The sequence below is a fragment of the Mesorhizobium waitakense genome, assembly GCF_056431085.1.
Map to the genome: position 1 here is coordinate 46,862 of NZ_JBWKME010000049.1, position 19,203 is coordinate 66,064.

The window sequence follows — 19,203 nt, forward strand, 5'->3', positions numbered from 1 at the left end:
CCCAATGACGAGCCCGACCTTCGGCATCGCCTTCGGCGGCGGCGGCGCGCGCGGGCTGGCGCATATCCACGTCATCGAGGCGCTGGACGAACTGGGCATCAGGCCGGTGGCCATTGCCGGCTCGTCGATCGGCGCTATCATGGGCGCCGGCATGGCCGCCGGCATGACCGGCAAGGACATCCACGACTACGCCCGCTTGATCCTCGGCCGCCGCGCCGAAGTGGCGAGCCGCATGTGGCGGGCGCGGCCGGGCACCATCGCCGAAGCCATGCAGAATGGCATCCGCGTCAGCCAGTTCAACGTCGAGCGCATCCTGAAGGCCTTTTTGCCCGAGGCTATCCCCGAGACCTTCGCCGAGCTCAAGATCCCGCTCAAGGTGACCGCGACCGACTATTTCGGCCACAAGCTCGCCGTGTTCGACGATGGCGACCTGCACTCGGCACTGGCCGCCTCGGCGGCCATACCCGCCGTGTTCCGCCCGGTGACGCGCGACGGAAGGCTGCTGATCGACGGCGGCATCTACAACCCCGTGCCGTTCGACCTGATCGAGAACGATGCCGACATCATCATCGGCGTCGACGTGGTCGGCGCGCCGGAAGAAGCCGACCGCAAGCACCCGACCTCCGTCGACCTGATGTTCGGCGCCACGCAATTGATGATGCAGTCGATCATCGCCAACAAGCTGAAGCAGTGCAGCCCCGACATCCTGGTCCGCCCGGCAGTATCAAAATACCGCGTGCTCGATTTCCTGAAGATCGACGCTTTGATGAACGAGACGGCGGATATCAAGGACGAGTTGAAGCGGCAGGTGGAGAAGGCGGTGGAGGCTAGAAATGGCGCTGCCGTCAAGGGGAAGCGGCGGAAGAAGGCCGGGTGAGGGGCGGCGCGACGTCGGCAATTGGTCGTCTAATGCAGGTTGCGCAAAAGTGGCTCCGTCTTGGGACAACAACATGCATGAACACAAAGACTTAAAGCACGTCGCTTGAAACCGGTCCCACGCGACGCTCTTTGTGGTCGAGCGCTGTTGTCATCCACGAAGCCAACTACGACTTCGCCACCGGCACATATTCCAGCGCCACCACGCCGTTGCTGAACGGCGTCGCCGAAATCAGCTCGAGCGCCACTGGCTCGCCGACGGGGAACAGCGGCTTGCCTTGGCCGACGGCGCCGGGGTAGCTGAGCAGCCTGATGCGATCGACCAGGCCGTGGCGCAGCAATTCCTGCGCGACGCTGAGGCTGCCATGCACATAGATGTTGCCGCCGCGGCCTTGCTTCAGCGCCCTTACCGCTTCCGGCAGGGCTCCCTTCAGCAATTCGGCCGGCTTCCAGTCGAGCGCCTTCAGGCTGGTCGATGCGACATATTTCGGCAGCGCATTGAACCGGTCGGCAAAATCTCCCGTTTCCTTGGGCCACGAGCCGGCAAAAATCTCATAGGTCGTGCGCCCCAAAAGCATGGCGCCGCTGTCGGCAAGCTCATCCTCCTTGAACCTGTTCATCTCGTCGTTCCAGGTCACGCCGGGCAGCTTCTCGACTTCGGCAATGCCATCGACGCTGATGAATTCGGTGACGATAAGTTTTCGCATGGCGCGCTCCTTCTTCCGTCAGAGGACGAACCGCACGGGCCTTCTGCGACACGCCCCGTGAAAATAGTGTAGCGCTTTATTAGAGGGTTAGCGCGAGCTTACGAAAGACCGATACCATGGGAAAGGTGCGACCGGCCTGGACAAAACCCCCAGATCGCGGATTGATCGGTCTGTCCGATGCTCTGGAAATCCTGATCTCTCGACAGGTCAATGACGCGATAACGTGCAGGAAACAAGACTCGCCGCGCGCTTCCGCCTCGCCGACAAACTCGAACGCCCGCGTCCTCATTTCTTGCAATGGCACTGCGGGCACTGTTTCAAGCAGTGATGCGGAATCCACGCTTCGCCAGCGCGCCGAACGCCGGTGCCTGACGATAGCTCAAAGGGGGCTTATGAGCGAAGGCGCTCGTCTCAGTCCTTCGCCCGCTCCACATACGCCCCATCGGCCGTCATCACCACCACGCGGGTGCCGGGGGCTATGTGCGGTGGCACCAGCGTGCGCACGCCGTTGGAAAGCACGGCCGGCTTGTAGGACGACGAGGCCGTCTGTCCCTTGGTCGTCGGCTCGGTGTCCACCACTTCGAAGGTAGCGCGCTGCGGCAGCACCAGTGAAATGGCAATGCCATTGAACTGTGATACCTGCACGGCCATGCCTTCCAGGAGGTACGGCGCCATGTCGCCAACCACGGCTTCCGACACCGCCACCTGGTCGTAGCTTTCCGGGTTCATGAAATGGAAACCTTCGCCGTCGCGATAGAGGAAGGTGTGCTCGCGCTCCTCCACATAGGCGCGCTCCACCTGCTCGGTAGTGCGGTAGCGCTCCGAAACCTTCACCCCGTCGCCGATGCGGCGCATGTCGAGCTGCGTCACTGGCGTGCCCTTGCCTGGGTGGATGTTTTCGGCAAAGAGGATCACATAAAGCTTGCCGTCCTTGTCGACGACATTGCCTTTGCGGAGCGAACTGGCGATGACTTTCACCACGGTTTTAAATCCTGCAAGAGTTGACTGGCGTTTGCCGGCTGGTGCGGCGCTGGATGGGGGCCTAGCGCATCTTGGCCGCAACCGCCAGCCCCCAGCGCTAACTGACTTCGCCGCAACCCGGCCATGACCGCGGCTTCGCCCTGGTGGACGCCGCATGTCCACGCCGACCGCCGCCCGCGGCTGATGCTGCGCAACGCCATTGCCGCCGGCCTGCGCGATTGGTTCGCCCGCCACGACTTCATCGAAGTGGAGACGGCGGCCCTGCAGGTCTCGCCCGGCAACGAGGCGCATCTGGCGGCTTTCGCCACGCAAGCGATCGGACCTGACGGCACACGGTCGCCGCTTTATCTCCACACCTCGCCGGAATTCGCCTGCAAGAAGCTGCTCGCCGCTGGCGAAGTCAGGATTTTCAGCTTTGGTCCGGTCTACCGCAACCGCGAGCGCGGCCCCTTGCACCATCCCGAATTCACCATGCTCGAATGGTACCGGGTGGGCGAGCCCTATGAGAGCCTGATGCAGGACTGCGCGGCCCTGCTGGCGCTGGTCGCGACAAGGGCAGGGGCAGCGCACTTTTCCTTCCGGGGCCGCGACTGCGACCCGCTCAGCGAGCCGGAACGGCTGACGGTGGCGGATGCCTTCACCCGCCATGCCGGCATCGATCTGCTGGCCACGGTCGCCGCCGACGGCGCCACCGACCGCGACGCGCTGCACGCCGCCCTGGTCCGGGCCGGCCTGCGCACCGCGCCGGACGACAGCTGGGCCGATCTGTTCAGCCGGGTGATGGTGGAAAAGGTCGAGCCGTTGCTCGGGCAGGGGCGCGCGACCATCCTGTGCGAATATCCGGTGGCCGAGGCGGCATTGGCGCGGCCGAGCCCCAGGGATGCGCGCGTCGCCGAGCGTTTCGAGCTCTATTGCTGTGGCGTCGAGCTCGCCAACGGCTTTGGCGAGCTGACCGATGCCGATGAGCAGCGCCGGCGTTTCATCATCGAGATGGACGAGAAACAGCGCGTCTACGGCGAGCGCTATCCGCTGGACGAGGATTTTCTCGCCGCCCTTGCCATCATGCCGCCGGCCAGCGGCATCGCGCTCGGCTTCGACCGGCTGGTGATGCTGGTGACCGGCGCGCAGAAAATCGAGGATGTCATCTGGACGCCCGTCGGCTGAGGGGCGGCCTCGGACCAAGCACTAGCCTTTCGTAACAGGCCGGCGCTGGCTGCGCCGCGCCAGGAGATTGGCGACGACCAGGAGCACGATGGAAAGCCCCATCATCAAGGTCGCCGCGGCTGTGATTGCCGGGGAAAGTTTCTCGCGCAGGCCAATGAACATTTCGAGCGGCATGGTGCGCTGGTTGGCGCTGGCCAGGAACTGCACGACGACCACCTCGTCGAACGAGGTGACGAAGGCGAATGCGGCTCCCGACAACACGCCGGGCAGGATCAGCGGCAGCATCACCCGGAAGAACGAGGTCACCGGTTTCGCTCCGGAGATGGCGGCGGCGCGCATCAGATTGCGGTCGAAGCCGGTCAGGCTCGCGCCCACGGTCACGACGACGAACGGGCTGGCAAGAGCGGTATGCGCCAGGATGATGCCGGCATAGGTGCTGGCGAGGCCGACGCGGGCGTAGAACAGATACGAGCCGACAGCGGTGATCACCACCGGCACGATCAGCGGCGACAAAAGCAGCGGCATGACGATGCGGCGGCCGGGAAATTTTTCGTCGGACAGCGCGATTGCGGTGAGCGTGCCCAGCGCCGTTGCGATCAGCGTCGTGCCGAAAGCGACGATCAGGCTGTTGCCGATCGCCGCCTGCCAACGCTGGGTGCCAAGCACGACCTCGTACCAGCGCGTCGAAATCCCCTCGAGCGGAAAGATGAAGAAGGTGCCGCTGTTGAACGACAGCGGCACGGGAATCAGGATCGGCACCAGCAAGAACAGGATGACCAGGCCGCACCACAGCCACAGCAGCGTGATGCGGATGCGTTCTCCAAGCGTTGGGTAGGGAGACAGGAGCATGGCTACACCAGCTTGAGGCGGTCGAGGCCGAGGATACGGGCGAAGATGCCGAACAACGCCAGCGTGAAGACGAGCAGGATGAAGCTAAGCGCCGCCGCCATCTCCCAGTTCAGCTCGACATTGACGTAGTTGGCGATGAAGTTGCTGATCAGCTGGTCGCTGGCGCCGCCGATCAGCGCCGGCGTGATGTAGTAGCCGAGGCAAAGGATGAAGGTGAGCAGGCAGCCGGCCATGACGCCGGGAAAGACCTGCGGCAGGTAGACGCGGCGGAACGCGGTGAAAGGTTTTGCGCCGAGCGAATAGGCGGCCTTCATCTGCGAGGGCTGGATGGTGCGCATGACACTGTAGATCGGCAGCAGCGTGAACGGCAGCTGGATGTGGGTCATGGCGATGATCAGGCCGATGCGGCTGTACATCAGGTCAAGCCGGACCTCGGCGACGCCGAGCCATAACAAAAGGTCGTTGACCAGGCCGAACTTCTGCAAGAGCACCGTCCAGGCTGCGGTGCGCACCAGGATCGATGTCCAGAATGGCAGCAGCACCGCGACGATGAGGATGGCGGCGAGGCCCTTCGGCACGCTGGCGATGAGATAGGCCAGCGGAAAGCCCAGGATCAGCGTCGCCAGCGTCACCGCGGCGGCGACGAAGAACGTCCGCATGAACACCTGCAGGAAGATCGCCTGTTCGGGCGGCACGCGTTCGATACCGCCGTCACTGTTCCAACGCAGGTCGAGGGCACTCAGCAAATAGAACGAGGTGACGCTGTGGGTGCCGTTGGCAATAGCCGGCCACGTGCCGGGCTGTGACCAGAACGGCACGGATTTCATCACCTCGAGCGGCGGCTTGTCGCCGGCGCCTTCCAGCTGGCGCACGGTCTTCAGCACCTGGCTGCGCGCGCCGGGCAGGCGGGCGTTGAGGCTCTTGGCAAGTTCATAGGCCGTACCCTTGGCCTGGCTGCCCCTGAGGTCCGCCGCGAGCGCCACGAAGGCGGCATCGTCGGGCAGGCCCTGGCCGTTCCAGCCGCCGAGCGCCTGGGTGGTCCGCGGCAAGGCATTGGCAATCGTCGGGTCGTAGACGGCCCGCGACAGCAAAAGCACGATCGGGATGCCGAAGCTCAGCGCCAGAAGCACCAGCAGCGGCGCGGCCAGCGCCAGCGAGCGAAACCGGTCGCCGAATTCGGCGCGCCGAAGGGCCGCCGCCACCGACTTGCCGGGGTCGGTGGCTGACCGGTCGCGGACTGCCCGCGACTGGTCGAGTTGCGTTGGCTCCAGCGCCGACATTTCTTGCTTACTGCGCCAGCCAGGCGTTGAAGCGCTTGACCAGGTCCTCGCCATAGTCGCCCCAGAACTCGGTGTCGGCGACGAGATAGGCGCCGGCCAGGTGGTCGGGCGCGTTCGGCAATTTTGGCAAGGCATCGGCCGCGACGAAGGACGCCGCATCGGTGCGCACCGGCCCATAGGTGATGTAGCTGGCGAGCTTGGCGTTGTTTTCCGGCTGGCTGATATAGGCCAGATATTTGTACGCCAGATCGGAACTCTTGGCGCCCTTCGGAATGGCGATCATGTCATATTCGAGGATCTGGTTGTTCCAGACGATCTTGAACGGCTTCTTGTCGGTGTCGATGGCGTTCTGGATGCGGCCGTTCCAGGCCGTCGTCATCACCACTTCCTGGGAGGCGAGAAGCTGCGCCGGTTGCGCGCCGGCATCCCACCAGACGATATCCTTCTTGATGGTGTCGAGCTTCTTGAAGGCACGGTCGACGCCTTCCGGTGTTCCCAGCACCTTGTAGACATCGGCGGGTGCGACGCCGTCGGCCATCAGTGCCCATTCGAGGTTCTGCGCCGGGAATTTGCGCATGGCGCGCTTGCCCGGAAACTTCTTGGTGTCGAACAGGTCGAGCACCGAGGTCGGGGCTTCCTTCAGCACGGTCGGGTCGTAGGCCAGGATATCGCCATAGGCGTCGAGGCCGACACCGCAGTCGAGCGCCGACCCTTCGATGAACTTGTCGCGCGGCCCGATCTTGGAATAGTCGAGACGCTCGAGAATGCCGGCGTCGCAGCCCTGCAGCACGGTCGCCGTCTCCACCGTCACCAGGTCGATCGGCACGTTGCCGGTGTCGACCATGGCTTTGACCTTGCCGAGATCGCCGAGATATTCCTGCTCGACGATCTTGGTTCCGGTTTCCTTGCTGAACGGCTCGAACCATGCCTTGCGTTGCGCGTCCTGCCAGGCGCCGCCGCTGGCCATGATCGACAGCTCGTCGGCGACCGCGGCATGTCCTATCGCCATCCAGGCGGTGGCGGCCGCGAGCGCGAGCAGCCCGGTCTTTGTGGTTTTCATCTGATCTTACTCCCCTGTTGTTTTTGACTTCGATCCGCCCGTTCCGGCATCGGCTGGAAAGGCGCGGCAATCACCGAGCGCACACGAAACCATCACCGGCTCCCCATTCGCCATGGTCGCTTCCGGGCCGACTTTGACGGTCAGCACCTGTCCATTTTCGAGCCTGGCCAGCAGCCGCTGGTGGTCGCCGAGATAGATGCGGCCATCGACCGTCGCCGCCAGTCTGTTTTCTGCGTGTCCGCCAGCCGCGAGGCTGAGCCGCTCTGGGCGGATGGCGACATGGCAGGCAGCACCGTCCGCGACGCCGATGGCTTGCGCGGTGATTGCTCCGCCACCTTCCAGCGCGATGCGGCATTCCTTGCCGATCACGCGCTCAACCTTGCCCGCCAGCGTGTTGTTCTCGCCGATGAAGCTCGCCACGAACGAGCTCCGAGGCGTGTTGTAGAGATCGTCGGGTGAGCCGAGCTGGGCGATGCCGCCATTGTTGAAGACGGCGACGCGGTCCGACATCGTCAACGCCTCGCTCTGGTCGTGCGTGACATAGACGATGGTGACGCCGAGCATGGTGTGCAGCTGCTTGATCTCGAGCTGCATATGTTCGCGCAGCTTCTTGTCGAGCGCGCCGAGCGGCTCGTCCATTAGCACCAGGCTCGGCTCGAACACCAGCGCACGCGCCAGCGCCACGCGCTGCTGCTGGCCGCCGGAAAGCTGCGCCGGCCGCCGGTCGCCGAACTGCTTGAGCCGCACCATGTCGAGTGCGCGGCTGACGCGGGCAGCGATGTCCGGCTTGTCGATCTTGCGCACCGAGAGCGGGAAGGCGACGTTCTCTTCCACGCTCATGTGCGGGAACAGCGCGTAGTTCTGGAACACCATGCCGATGTTGCGCTCATAGGGCGGCAACCGGTCGACCGAGCGGCCTTCCAGCGTGATGACGCCGTTGGTCGGCCGCTCGAAACCGGCAAGCATGTTGAGCGTCGTCGTCTTGCCGGAGCCGGAGGGGCCGAGAAGGGTGAGGAATTCGCCGCGTGCGACACTGAGGTTCAACCGCGTCACCGCGAAGGTGCGGCCATCATAGGATTTCTCGACGTCGACGAACTCAACGAATCTCTGCAGGCCGGCATCGGCGCTAGGCCACGCGCTTTCGACCGACAAGGGTGCCGCCTTGGTCATCACCGGCAGGTTTCCCCTATACGGCTACAGGGGCTGTGAGTCGAAAGGAGCTGTTGCTTGTCGTGCATGTCGGGTCTCGCATCGCGCTGGCCGCGCAAAGGCGGCTATCCGAACTTGTATGCTCACACAATCTATGTCTGACTGACCATAGATGCAGACAAGTTTGCCCGTCAAGCGGCATTTTACGTGATTGTGTGAGTTTTAAGCAGTCATGTTTTGAAACTGAGGCCAGACAAGTGCTATTGTCCGGAGCATTGTCTTATGCTAGATGCGCCGGTAGCTAGATCGTATCAACCCACCGAAAGCCGCATGATCCAAGACCTCCAGCTCGCCTCGGATGAAGGTCCGGTCTATCGCCGCCTTGCCGATGCGATTGCCGAACGCATTGCTGCCGGCACGCTCGCGGTCGGCGACCGGCTGCCGCCGCAGCGCGAGATCGCACGGGCGCTGGGCATCAACGTCACCACGGTGACGCGCGCGCTGTCGACGCTGCAGCAGCGCGGCCTGCTCGAAGCGCGGCCGGGGCGCGGCACCACGGTCGCCGCCCGCGACGCCGGCGAGAGGCCGGGCTTCGTCTCGGCGCCGAGCGACGACACTGGCGTCATCGACCTTTCCGTCAACCGGCCGGCAACCTCCGCCTATCTCGACGCGTTGGCGCTGCTTCTGCCGCGCCTGTCGAAGGATCGCCATTACCCGACACTGCAGGACTACCATCCGCCCGAGGGACCGCTGTGGGCGAGGGCGGCGATTGCCGAATGGATGCGTCCGGTGGCCGGTGACGGCGATCCCGGCCGCGTGGTGCTGGCGGCGGGCGCCCAGCATGGGCTGGACTGCGTGCTTGGGGCGGTGACAAGGCAGGGCGAGGTCGTGCTCGCCGACGAGGTGACTTATCAGGGCATCAACGCGCTGTGCCGCGTGCATGGGCTGGATCTCAGAGGCGTCGGCATGGATCGCGGCGGCATGCGGCCCGACGCATTCGAGGCAGCCTGCGCGCAACTGCGCCCGCGCGCGGTGTTCCTGGTGCCGACGCTGCACAATCCGACGACGATCACGCTCAGCGATCAGCGCCGGCACGAACTGGTGGCGGTCGCCCGGCGCCACAACGTCCTCATCATCGAGGATGACGTCTATCGGCCGCTGGCGGACAATCCGCCACCATCGCTGGCCAGCATCGAGCCCGAACTGACCGTCCATATCGGCGCCCTGTCGAAATGCCTGGCGCCAGGTCTGCGCCTGGGCTTCGTCATCGCGCCACGCACCATAGCCGGCCAGGTCGCGGCGGCTTTGCGTATCAATTGCTGGAGCATCAGTCCGTTGACGGCGCTGATCGGCACGCGGCTGATCGAAGAAGGCACGGCTGCCCGCATCATCGAGGCCCAGAAACAGGAATTGCGCCAGCGCCAGGCGGTGCTGAGCGAAATCCTCGGCGGCTACGATGTTCAGAGCCACGCCACCTCGACCCATGCCTGGCTGCGCCTTCCCGAGCCCTGGCGCGGTGCCGGCTTCGCCCGCACCTGCCTGGAGCGCGGCGTGGCCGTCCTTCCGGGCGATGCCTTCGCGGTCGGCCGCGAACCGGTGCAGCACGGGGTGCGCATCAATGTCGGCGCCGCCCGTTCGCTGGACGATCTGCGCACCGCGCTGACCACGATGGCCGATCTGCTCGCGGCCGGCCATTTGCAACTGCCAGGCTTTGTTTAGGAACCCTAGATTGTCAGCTTCTTCCGAGACGGTCGAAATCGCCATCGTCGGCGCTGGTGTGGTCGGGCTGGCGACGGCGCTCCGTCTTGCCGCCGAGGGGCGCGAAGTCCTGCTCATTGATCCCAACGAGCCCGGTTCCGGCGCCTCGTTCGGCAATGCCGGCACGATCGCCGAATACGCCTGCATGCCGGTTGGCAATCCGGCCGTGCTGCGCGCGCTGCCGAAACTGCTGCTCGACCCCGACAGCCCGTTTTCGCTGCGCTGGCCGGCGCTGTTGCAACTGGCGCCATGGCTGACTCAATTCGTGCGGCAGTCGTTGCCGGCGGCCACCCGCGCCAATGCGCTGGCGCTCGCCGGATTGTTGGCCGACGCCTTGCCGGCTTGGGAGGAAATGGTGACGGAGGCCGGTCTGCAGGACCTCTTGCGCCGCAATGGCTGCCTTTACCTCTATCGCCGCGAAAGCGATTTTGCCGCTGGGGCTGGCGGCCGGGCAATGCGCGCCGGATTTGGTGTCCACCAGGAGATCCTGACGCCAGATGAGGTGGCGGCACTTGAGCCCGGCCTGCCGGCAAGCGGGACGCGTGGCTTGTTCTTCCCGGATTCCACGAACGTCACCGATCCGAAGGCGGTGATGCAGCGGCTGCTCGGTGCGGCGACCGCTCGCGGCGCGTCGGTGACGCAAGCGACAATTACTGGACTGCACATCGAAACCGGTGCTGTCCGGGTCAGCGGTCCCGGCTTCAGCATCAAGGCGGGTACGGTGGTGATCGCCGCCGGTGCACGGTCGCGCGCCCTGGCCGCTCTGGCGGGCAACGATGTCCCGCTCGAGACCGAGCGTGGCTATCACTTGGAATTCCGGACCGACGCACAGTTGGTGACACGGCCTGTCTGTCCCGTCGATCTCGGTTTCTACATGACGCCGATGGCCGGCCGGCTGCGGATCGCCGGAACCGTCGAACTCGGCGGACTTGTCGCGCCACCAAATCCGCGCCGGCTGGCGCTGCTCGATCGCGGCGTCAGGCAATTCTTTCCCAAGCTCGGCTCACCTTCATCGGAATGGCTCGGCTTTCGCCCGTCTCTGCCCGATTCCCGGCCGGTAATCGGCCCTTCGCGCAGCAGCCCACGCGTGATCCATGCTTTCGGCCATGGCCATCTCGGTCTGACGCTTGCCCCGATCACGGCGCGGCTGGTCGCTGAGTTGATCGGCGGACGCAGCGACCCGGCACGTCTCGCACCCTTTGCGGCTGATCGTTTTGGTCGCTGATCGACTGGATCAGAATCCGGCCGCTCGTCCCCGTTAGTGCGCGAAAACCTGCTCCAGTGAGCGAAAGCCCTTGAATTCCAACGCATTGCCGGAGGGATCGCGGATGAACAGCGTTGCCTGTTCGCCGGGCTCGCCCTTGAAGCGGACCATTGGCCGTTCCAGCCAGTCGATGTCGCCGCGCGCCTCCAGCCGCGTCGCCAGCCGCTGCCAGTCGTCCATCAAGAGCACGGCGCCGAAATGCGGGATCGGCACGACGATGCCGTCGACCTTGCCGTCGCTGGCGGCTGGCGTGGCCTGTGGCCGCAGATGCGCCGACATCTGGTGGCCGTAAAGATCGAAATCGACCCAGGTCGCCGATGAGCGGCCGATCGCACAGCCCAGCACCTCGCCATAGAAAAAGCGAGTTTCATCGAGATCACGGACCGGGAAGGCGAGATGGAAAGGCGTCATCGAAAATGCTCCGAGCGGGCTGCGGACCGGGTTACCATGCCTCGGTTCGAGATCTGAACCGTGAACCGATGCATTTTGATTGAAGCCTATGCCATTGCACAAGCCGGACCGGAACAATAGATGGTGGCTGCGGCCAAAGCTCGCCGCGCCAGCGGGATCACGCGCATGACCGATATCACAGAAGCAGCAAAATTGACCGACCGTGTCGCGGCTTTGGTCGAAGCTGCCAGGAAGGCTGGCGCCGACGCCGCCGATGCGGTGGCCGTGCGCAGCCGCTCGACCGGTGTGTCGGTGCGGCTCGGCAAGGTCGAGGGCACCGAATCGGCCGAGAGCGAGGATGTCTCGCTACGCGTCTTCGTCGATGGGCGTGTGGCCAGCGTCTCGGCAACCGCGGCATCCGATCCTGCAACCCTGGCCGAGCGTGCCGTGGCGATGGCGAAAGTGTCGCCAGAGGACCCCTATCAAGGGTTGGCCGACCCGGCATTGCTGGTGAAACAGACGCGCGATCTCGACCTGTTCGACGCCACCGAGGTGTCGGCCGATCAAATGAAGGAAGCGGCACTTGCGGCGGAAGCGGCGGCCCTTGCCGTCAAGGGCGTGACCAATTCGGCCGGCGCCAGCGCCGGTGCCGGCCTCGGCGGCTTGGTGCTGGCCACCTCGCACGGCTTCCTCGGCCACTATGTCGGGTCGCGTTTCTCGCGCTCGGCCAGCGTCATTGCTGGCGAGGGCACCGGCATGGAGCGCGACTATGAATTCTCCTCGCGCCAGCATTTTGCCGATCTCGATGCGCCTGAAGACATCGGCCGCAAGGCCGGCGAACGCGCCGTGCGCCGTATCGGCGCGCGCAAGGCGGCGACCGGGCCGATCGACGTTGTGTTCGACCCGCGCGTCGCGCGCGGTATCGCCGGTCATCTTGCCGGCGCCATCAACGGCGCCTCCGTCGCGCGCAAGACGTCGTTCCTGCGCGACATGATGGGCAAGCAGGTGGCCGCCTCCGCGATCACCGTCACCGACGAGCCGCTCAGGCAGCGTGGCCAGGCCTCGCGTCCGTTCGATGGCGAAGGCATCGAGGGCGAGAAGCTGTTCATGGTCGAAAAAGGCGTGCTCAACCACTGGTTCCTGTCGACATCGGCCGCGCGCGAGCTTGGTCTTGTCACCAATGGGCGCGGTTCGCGCGGCGGCTCGTCCGTCTCGCCGTCCTCGACCAATCTCGCCATCGAACCGGGCGACCGGTCGCCCGAGGATTTGATCAAATCGCTCAAGACCGGCTTCTACGTCACCGAAGTGTTCGGCCAGGGCGTCGACATGGTCACCGGCGAATACAGCCGTGGCGCCTCCGGCTTCTGGATCGAAAATGGTGCGCTGGCCTATCCCGTCGCCGAGGTTACCATCGCCTCGAACCTGAAGACCATGTTCCTCAACATGGTGGCGGCTGATGACCTCGACCGCAATTTCGGCACCGCCGCCCCCACGCTTCTGATCGAAGGCATGACCCTTGCCGGAGCATGACCTGATCACTGCCAGTGCTACCGAGGATTTGCCTTTGCTGCGCGATGCCGCCCGAGAGGCCGGGGTCATCGCCATGCGCTATTTCGGCAACAACCCGCAAGTCTGGATGAAGGGCGGCACATCGCCGGTCAGCGAAGCCGACCATGCCGCCGACGCCTATCTGCGGCAGACGCTGCTTGCAGCACGGCCCGACTATGGCTGGTTGTCGGAAGAAACAACCGACGATCCGGTGCGGCTTTCGGCGCGCCGCACCTTCGTCGTCGACCCGATCGACGGCACGCGCGGCTTCCTGGAAGGCCAGCGCACCTGGTGCGTCAGCGTTGCCGTCGTCGAGCGTGGCCGCACGCTTGCCGGCGTGCTGGAATGCCCGGCGATGAACGAGACCTATTGGGCGCTGCCCGGACAGGGCGCCTTCCGCAACGGCAAGCGCATCGCCGTGCGCAAGCTGGCGGATACGGCCGAGATTTCCGGGCTGAAGCAGTTGACCGACCTGATGCCGGCCGACTGGCAGGCGCGACTGAAGCGGGCGCCCTACAGCCCGTCGCTCGCCTATCGGCTGGCCATGATCGCCAATGGCGCGCTGGATGCCACTTTCGTCAAGCCGAACGCGCATGACTGGGATATTGCCGCCGCCGATCTCATTTTGCGCGAGGCAGGCGGCCAGGTGCTCGACCGGCATGGCCGCGCGCCACTCTATGCCGGCGAGGTGACCCGCCACGGCGCGCTCGCCGCCGGCAGCGGTGAACTGCTGGCCGTGCTCGCCACTGTCATTGCCGGGCTGGATGGGTGAAAGCGTTTTCGAAGGTTCCAAAGTCGACGGCTTTGGTCTAGACCTGTCACAAACTCACGATATGTGAAGGACCGACATGGCCGCGGAAGACGGAAAAAAGCAGCTTTTGCACCTGGTGTTCGGTGGCGAGCTGACGAAGCTTGGCGGCTGCGAGTTCCGCGATCTCGATGGCCTCGATATCGTCGGCATCTATCCGGACTATCAATCCGCGCATACGGCGTGGAAAGCCAAGGCGCAAGCCAGCGTGGACAATGCCCACATGCGTTATTTCGTCGTTCATCTGCACCGGCTGCTGGACCCCGACAACAAGGCTGTCGGTTGACCTCGATGGAGCATGACCTGGCGAAAGAGCCAGCCACGGAGGCCGCGCCCGCGGGCAGGGGGCGCAGCCGCACGACCAAGGCCTTCTGGCGCAGGATTCGCGAACCGCTGGCGCAGTCGCGATTCGTCAAGAACGCCATCGCCAGCCTGTTCGCCCAGTTTGTTCGGCTGGTGCGCCTGACCAATCGCGTTGTCGAGGGGTCGGCGCGGTTTTCGAGCAGCACCTATGCCGAGTTCGAGCCCGGCATCATCGCCCTGTGGCACGGCCAGCACCTGTTGACGCCAGCCTACTATCCCGTGCGCAAGCCGCTGGTCGCCATGGTCTCGCGCAGCGCCGATGCCGAGCTCAACGCGCTGATGCTGGGGAAGTTCGGCATCGAGGCGGTGCGCGGTTCGGGCGGGCGTGAAAATGCCAGGCATCTCGACAAGGGCGGGGCAAAGGCGCTCATCGCCCTGAAAAAGTCGCTCGCCGCCGGCAAGAACGTCGCCATGATCGCCGACATTCCCCACGGCACGCCGCGTGACGCGGGGCTTGGTATCGTTCTCCTGGCACGCCTCTCCGGCCGGCCGCTGCTGCCCGTTGCCATCACCACCAGCCGCCGCAAGGTGCTGGAGAAGAGCTGGGACAAGACCACCATCAACCTGCCGTTCGGCCGCTCGTCGATCGTCATCGGCGCCCCGATCTTCGTGCCGACCGACGCCGACGAAGCCGAAATGGAACGCAAGCGCCAGGAAATCACGGTCGCGCTCAACGCCGCGACTGCCGAGGCCTACCGTCTCGTGGATGGTCCGCGATGAGCGGTCGCTGGGCGCGAACCATGTTGACGGCATACCGTTTCGCCGGTGCCGCCGCCTATCCGCTGGTCGGGCCCTATGTCGCCTGGCGCACCTCGCGCGGCAAGGAAGACCGCAGCCGCCGCCGCGAGCGCTACGGCGTCGCCGGCCGACCACGCCCCGAGGGGCCGATGATCTGGATCCATGCGGCGAGCGTCGGTGAGACCCTGGCCGTCGTGCCACTGGTCGAAAGCATTCTCGATTACGGCGTCAACATTGTGCTGACGACTGGCACGGTGACCTCGGCGCAGGTCGTCGACGAGCGGCTCGGCGATCGCATCATCCACCAATATGTGCCGCTCGACCTCAAGCCGGCGGTCAGCCGGTTTCTCGATCACTGGCAGCCGGATCTGGCGATCATCGCTGAATCCGAGATCTGGCCGATGACCATTCTTGAGCTTGGCGCGCGCCGCGTGCCGCAGGTGCTGGTCAACGGCAGGCTGTCCGACCGTTCGTTCACCTCGTGGAAGAAACGGGCCAACATCGCCGAGGCGCTGTTCGAGAATCTCGCCCATGTCGTTGCCCAGTCCGATGTCGATGGCGAGCGCTTCCTTGCGCTCGGCGCCCGCCCCGTGACAGTGTCGGGCAACCTCAAGGTCGATACCTTGCCACCGCCTGTCGACGAACGGGTGCTGGCGACGCTGCGGCGTCAGATCGGCGCCCGCCCGACCTGGGCGGCGATCTCGACCCATGATGGCGAAGAGGTGGTCGCCGCCGAGGTCCATGCGACGCTGCACAAACGCCATCATGGTCTTTTGACCATTGTCGTTCCGCGCCATCCCGATCGCGCCGAGGCGCTTGCGGCACAGATTTCGGGCATGGGCCTGTCGGTCGCGCGGCGCAGCACGGGCGACCGGATCGCCGCCGACACCGACATTCTGCTTGGCGACACGATCGGCGAGATGGGGCTCTATCTCAGGCTGACCGAAATCGCCTTTGTCGGCCGCTCGCTGACCTCGGAGGGCGGCCAGAACCCGCTCGAGCCGGCCATGCTCGACACGGCGGTACTCGCCGGCCGCAATGTGCAGAATTTTCGCGAGGCCTACCAGCGCCTGCTCGACAGCGGTGGCGCCAAGCTGGTGCGCGATCGCGACATGCTGGCCGGCGCCGTCAATTTCCTGCTGACCAACGAAGTGGCGCGTCACGAGATGATGGCGGCGGGCGTGGCGACCGTCGACGAGATGCGCGGCGCGCTGGCGCGCACGCTGAAATCGCTTGAACCCTATATCCAGCCGCTGGTCATCAAGTCGCGCCTGAAGGGCGCTAACGGGCGCTAAGGTGGCTTCCGAAGCACCACCATTCTGGTGGGAAAAGCCGGACTGGCGGGTCCTGGCACTGTCGCCGCTGTCGGCCATCTATGCGCTCGCCGCCGGCCGCGGCATGCGGCGCGCTCGGCGCGAGAAGATCGAGGCGCCGGTTCTGTGCATCGGCAACTTCACCGTTGGCGGCACCGGCAAGACGCCGGTGGCGATCGCCTTGGCCGAACAGGCCAGGCGCATGCAACTCAAACCCGGTTTCCTGTCGCGGGGCCATGGCGGTTCGTTCGCCGAGCCGCATGTCGTCGATGCCCACCACGACAGCGCCAGGCATGTCGGCGACGAGCCGCTGCTCCTGGCCGAACACGCCCCAGTGGCGGTGACGCCGAACCGTGCCGCCGGCGCCCGGCTGCTGCTGGAAAGACACGGCTGCGATTTCCTGATCATGGACGATGGTTTCCAGAGCGCGCGCATCCATATCGATTATGCGCTGGTGGTCGTCGACGCGCGCTATGGCATCGGCAATGGCCGCGTCATTCCGGGTGGTCCGCTCCGGGCCAGGATCGTCGACCAGTTGGTCTTCACCAGCGGGCTGTTGAAGATGGGCGAGGGCACCGCTGCCGATGCCGTGGTCCGCCAGGCGGCACGCGCCGCCCGGCCGATCTTCGAGGCCCACACCGAACCGAGCAGCAAGCAGGGGCTTGCCGGCAAGCGGTTCCTCGCTTTCGCCGGCATCGGCCATCCCGAAAAATTCTTCGACACGGTGCGCGAGGCCGGCGGCGAACTGGCGTTGAAGCGACCGTTTCCGGACCATCATTTCTATGGCGAGGACGAACTCGCCGAACTGGCGGCGGTGGCGCGGGCAGAAGGGCTCGGCCTCATCACCACGGCCAAGGACGCCGCCCGGCTGCGCCACCGCGCCCCACAGGACTTTCTCGACCGCCTCGAGGTCCTGGAAATCAAAACGGTTTTCGAGCTCGATCGCGTGCCCGAACGCATCATCGACGAGACGCTCGACGCCTGGCGCCAACGCAAGCTGAAGGGCTGACCTGTCGTCCAGAAGTGCGTTGCCGGCTGGGCGACGACGACTTGCGCAAACATCAACGCCGGCTGCGCATCTCCGGGTGCACCTCGATTTCGCGGCGCAGCGAAGCGGCGGCGTTGACGTAGGGCTCTTGCCTGGCGACGCTCCAGTATTTCAACTCATCGAGCGGGATGCTTTCGCCGGTCACCGCGCAGCGCACGAAAGCGCCCGGGCTGGTAACCTGGAAGTCGCCATCGAGATAGCGGATACGGGCTTCCTTGCCGCCAGGGCCTTCGAAACGGTTCATCATGCAGCGGCGCCGAGGTTCATGAGGATTTCATCGCCACAAATTGGCGGCAAGGTCAAGCATGTGACAAGCCTGAGACAATGCTGCCCCCTTATTCTTGGGCAGAAAAATGTTGTTGACGGGGCACCATGGACATTTCCTCCGCTCGTCTTGCCGCCTTGCTCAGGGAAGCGATGACACCGCAGGCCGTGCCGTCGGCAAAGGCCGATCCGGTCAAAACGGCACTGGTGAAGGCGCTGGTGGCGCCGCCGGCGCCTTCCGGCGCACCCGTGCGACCCGTGGCGACACCGGCGTTGCCGATGCTGTTGCAGGCGACAGCCGCAAGAGCGCAGCAGACGGCCTCGACCGAAATAATCCAGGCCTATCTGGCGCTCGCGCAACCGGACGGCGAAACAGCCGGCGACGCCGCATCGGTGTCCACTGCGCCGAGGAGACCAGCTGACGGCGACCCTGTGCAGCGTGGCTTGGCCCTGCCTTTGGCAAAGGGCGATGAGGGTGCCCCGGTTAGGCCGGCGACCTTGCCGTGGTTCCCGCTTCTCGCATCCGAGCCGTTGCGCCGAGCGCATGACAACGATGCCGCGGCCAGGCGAGGACGTGCAACCGCTGGGCCGAGCGAAGCCGTCAGGTCTGAAAACAGGCGGACGAGCGTCGGGCTGATGTCGCTGACTGCCGGGCTGCTGGCCGCCGCGGTCGTCGGGTTCGTTCTGGTGGTGCTGCGCTAAACCTCAGCCTCGATAAAGGCTTCCACCTTTTCCGATGCAAGCCCGGCCTGCACCGCAATACGGCGCGCCAGTTCTGCCGCTGCCGCACGTGGCCGTCCCATCGGCCGGTCGAGCCAGTAGGATACCGGATTGAGGGCGGTGCGCTCGTCGACGACGGTGATGCGGCCCGATTTCAGCTGATGCCCGGTCAGGGGTGGGCGCGCCAGCGCGATGCCGAGCCCATAGGCGGCGGCGTCGAGCACCAGATTGTAGTCCTCGAAGCGCCGATCCTGCGGGCGCGGACGATAGTCCATGCCTTGCGCGGCAAACCAGGCCCGCCAGGCCGAAGCGTCGGAATCATTGATCAGTGGAAATTTGAGCAGCCGGGCCGGGTCGCCGCGGCCGATCTCGCGGGCAAGCTCGGGCGACGCGACGGGAAAAACATGTTCCTCGAAAAGCTGCACCGAGACGCGGCCCGGAATGCCGCCGCGTCCACAGCGGATCGACAGGTCGATGCCCTCGTCGGCAAGGTCGGCCTGGCGGATATCGACGTCGAGCACGATGCGCAGCTTGGAGGGATTGTTCTCCAGCTCCGCCATGCGCGGCATCAGCCACAGCCCGCTGACCGAGGGGATCGAGGTCAGCCGCACCACCGCGGTGCCGCGCGGCTCGACCCAGCGGTCGGAATGGGTCGATATCAGCGCGAAAGCTTCCGCCGTGCGCAGATGCAGGCGGTTGCCTTCGATCGTCAGCGAGACACCGCGCGCCCCGCGATCGAACACTTTCAGCCCAAGCCAATCCTCGAGCTTGGCGATCTGCCGGCTGACCGCACCGTGGGTGATGTTGAGCTTTTCAGCGGCCGCCGAAAAGCTGCCCGTCCGCGCCGCCGCGTCGAAGGCGCGCAGCGTTTCTAGCGGCACCATTGTGTCTGAGCTGTGATCCATAGTCACAGCTGATCCTCG

The 19,203-nt window shown here is 65.3% G+C and carries 20 protein-coding genes; 11 read left to right on the forward strand and 9 right to left on the reverse strand.

From position 1 onward, the window contains the following. The first annotated feature begins 4 nt into the window (after window positions 1–4). Entirely contained in the window at window positions 5–877 is an 873-nt protein-coding gene (locus AC07FD_RS10960; RefSeq protein ID WP_478349856.1) for a patatin-like phospholipase family protein, read from the forward strand. Between the two features lie 166 nt (window positions 878–1,043). Here AC07FD_RS10960 and AC07FD_RS10965 read toward each other — a convergent pair whose 3' ends face one another. Both AC07FD_RS10965 and efp read right to left on the reverse strand, forming a co-directional pair. Continuing rightward, on the reverse strand, window positions 1,044–1,583 hold the full coding sequence (locus tag AC07FD_RS10965) for a dihydrofolate reductase family protein (RefSeq protein WP_478349857.1): 540 nt from the start codon (window positions 1,581–1,583) through the stop codon (window positions 1,044–1,046). Window positions 1,584–1,994: 411 nt separating this feature from the next. Continuing rightward, window positions 1,995–2,564 (reverse strand): elongation factor P, encoded by a 570-nt coding sequence (gene efp, locus AC07FD_RS10970; RefSeq protein WP_478349858.1) that lies wholly within the window; start codon window positions 2,562–2,564, stop codon window positions 1,995–1,997. A gap of 123 nt (window positions 2,565–2,687) precedes the next feature. Between efp and epmA the strand changes: the two genes are divergently transcribed. Continuing rightward, on the forward strand, window positions 2,688–3,728 hold the full coding sequence (gene epmA, locus AC07FD_RS10975) for an EF-P lysine aminoacylase EpmA (protein ID WP_478349859.1): 1,041 nt from the start codon (window positions 2,688–2,690) through the stop codon (window positions 3,726–3,728). A gap of 21 nt (window positions 3,729–3,749) precedes the next feature. Here the strand turns inward: epmA and AC07FD_RS10980 are convergent, their stop codons facing one another. From AC07FD_RS10980 to AC07FD_RS10995, 4 genes are read right to left on the reverse strand one after another with little or no spacing between them, the layout of a single operon-like run. Next, window positions 3,750–4,577, reverse strand: a complete 828-nt coding sequence (locus AC07FD_RS10980; protein ID WP_478349860.1) for an ABC transporter permease — start codon at window positions 4,575–4,577, stop codon at window positions 3,750–3,752. 2 nt (window positions 4,578–4,579) lie between these two features. Then, complete coding sequence (locus AC07FD_RS10985) at window positions 4,580–5,857, reverse strand: ABC transporter permease (protein ID WP_478349861.1); 1,278 nt, start codon at window positions 5,855–5,857, stop codon at window positions 4,580–4,582. A gap of 7 nt (window positions 5,858–5,864) precedes the next feature. Continuing rightward, window positions 5,865–6,917: an ABC transporter substrate-binding protein gene (locus AC07FD_RS10990; protein WP_478349862.1), complete on the reverse strand. Its 1,053-nt coding sequence runs from the start codon at window positions 6,915–6,917 to the stop codon at window positions 5,865–5,867. 6 nt (window positions 6,918–6,923) lie between these two features. Beyond that, window positions 6,924–8,087: an ABC transporter ATP-binding protein gene (locus tag AC07FD_RS10995; RefSeq protein ID WP_478349863.1), complete on the reverse strand. Its 1,164-nt coding sequence runs from the start codon at window positions 8,085–8,087 to the stop codon at window positions 6,924–6,926. Window positions 8,088–8,396: 309 nt separating this feature from the next. Here AC07FD_RS10995 and AC07FD_RS11000 point away from each other — a divergent pair, with 309 nt between their 5' ends. Together AC07FD_RS11000 and AC07FD_RS11005 are read left to right on the forward strand one after the other, a co-directional pair. Next, complete coding sequence (locus AC07FD_RS11000; RefSeq protein ID WP_478349864.1) at window positions 8,397–9,785, forward strand: aminotransferase-like domain-containing protein; 1,389 nt, start codon at window positions 8,397–8,399, stop codon at window positions 9,783–9,785. A gap of 10 nt (window positions 9,786–9,795) precedes the next feature. Then, window positions 9,796–11,049 (forward strand): NAD(P)/FAD-dependent oxidoreductase, encoded by a 1,254-nt coding sequence (locus AC07FD_RS11005; RefSeq protein ID WP_478349865.1) that lies wholly within the window; start codon window positions 9,796–9,798, stop codon window positions 11,047–11,049. Window positions 11,050–11,082: 33 nt separating this feature from the next. Here AC07FD_RS11005 and AC07FD_RS11010 read toward each other — a convergent pair whose 3' ends face one another. Further along, window positions 11,083–11,499 carry a VOC family protein gene (locus tag AC07FD_RS11010; protein WP_457151740.1) on the reverse strand — a complete coding sequence of 139 codons (417 nt, stop codon included), beginning with the start codon at window positions 11,497–11,499 and terminating at the stop codon, window positions 11,083–11,085. Window positions 11,500–11,664: 165 nt separating this feature from the next. On the opposite strand from AC07FD_RS11010, the gene AC07FD_RS11015 reads away from it, so the two are divergent. From AC07FD_RS11015 to lpxK, 6 genes are all read left to right on the forward strand, one after another. Beyond that, window positions 11,665–13,008: a TldD/PmbA family protein gene (locus tag AC07FD_RS11015; RefSeq protein ID WP_478349866.1), complete on the forward strand. Its 1,344-nt coding sequence runs from the start codon at window positions 11,665–11,667 to the stop codon at window positions 13,006–13,008. After that, window positions 12,995–13,798: a 3'(2'),5'-bisphosphate nucleotidase CysQ gene (locus AC07FD_RS11020; protein ID WP_478349867.1), complete on the forward strand. Its 804-nt coding sequence runs from the start codon at window positions 12,995–12,997 to the stop codon at window positions 13,796–13,798. The genes AC07FD_RS11015 and AC07FD_RS11020 overlap by 14 nt, the downstream gene beginning before the upstream one ends. 76 nt (window positions 13,799–13,874) lie before the next feature. Next, entirely contained in the window at window positions 13,875–14,120 is a 246-nt protein-coding gene (locus AC07FD_RS11025; RefSeq protein ID WP_478349868.1) for a DUF4170 domain-containing protein, read from the forward strand. 5 nt (window positions 14,121–14,125) lie between these two features. Beyond that, on the forward strand, window positions 14,126–14,917 hold the full coding sequence (locus tag AC07FD_RS11030) for a lysophospholipid acyltransferase family protein (protein ID WP_478349869.1): 792 nt from the start codon (window positions 14,126–14,128) through the stop codon (window positions 14,915–14,917). Next, window positions 14,914–16,230, forward strand: a complete 1,317-nt coding sequence (gene waaA / locus AC07FD_RS11035; RefSeq protein WP_478349870.1) for a lipid IV(A) 3-deoxy-D-manno-octulosonic acid transferase — start codon at window positions 14,914–14,916, stop codon at window positions 16,228–16,230. Before AC07FD_RS11030 ends, waaA begins: the two co-directional genes overlap by 4 nt. Before the next feature lies 1 nt (window position 16,231). Further along, window positions 16,232–17,257 carry a tetraacyldisaccharide 4'-kinase gene (gene lpxK / locus AC07FD_RS11040; protein WP_478349871.1) on the forward strand — a complete coding sequence of 342 codons (1,026 nt, stop codon included), beginning with the start codon at window positions 16,232–16,234 and terminating at the stop codon, window positions 17,255–17,257. Window positions 17,258–17,309: 52 nt separating this feature from the next. Here lpxK and AC07FD_RS11045 read toward each other — a convergent pair whose 3' ends face one another. Then, entirely contained in the window at window positions 17,310–17,543 is a 234-nt protein-coding gene (locus AC07FD_RS11045; RefSeq protein WP_184871008.1) for a DUF2093 domain-containing protein, read from the reverse strand. A gap of 125 nt (window positions 17,544–17,668) precedes the next feature. Here AC07FD_RS11045 and AC07FD_RS11050 point away from each other — a divergent pair, with 125 nt between their 5' ends. Further along, a complete protein-coding gene (locus AC07FD_RS11050) occupies window positions 17,669–18,262 on the forward strand; it encodes a hypothetical protein (RefSeq protein ID WP_478349872.1) in 594 nt (197 codons plus the stop codon). Here the strand turns inward: AC07FD_RS11050 and AC07FD_RS11055 are convergent. Then, complete coding sequence (locus AC07FD_RS11055) at window positions 18,259–19,185, reverse strand: LysR substrate-binding domain-containing protein (RefSeq protein ID WP_478349873.1); 927 nt, start codon at window positions 19,183–19,185, stop codon at window positions 18,259–18,261. The genes AC07FD_RS11050 and AC07FD_RS11055 overlap by 4 nt on opposite strands. Window positions 19,186–19,203 lie beyond the last annotated feature (18 nt).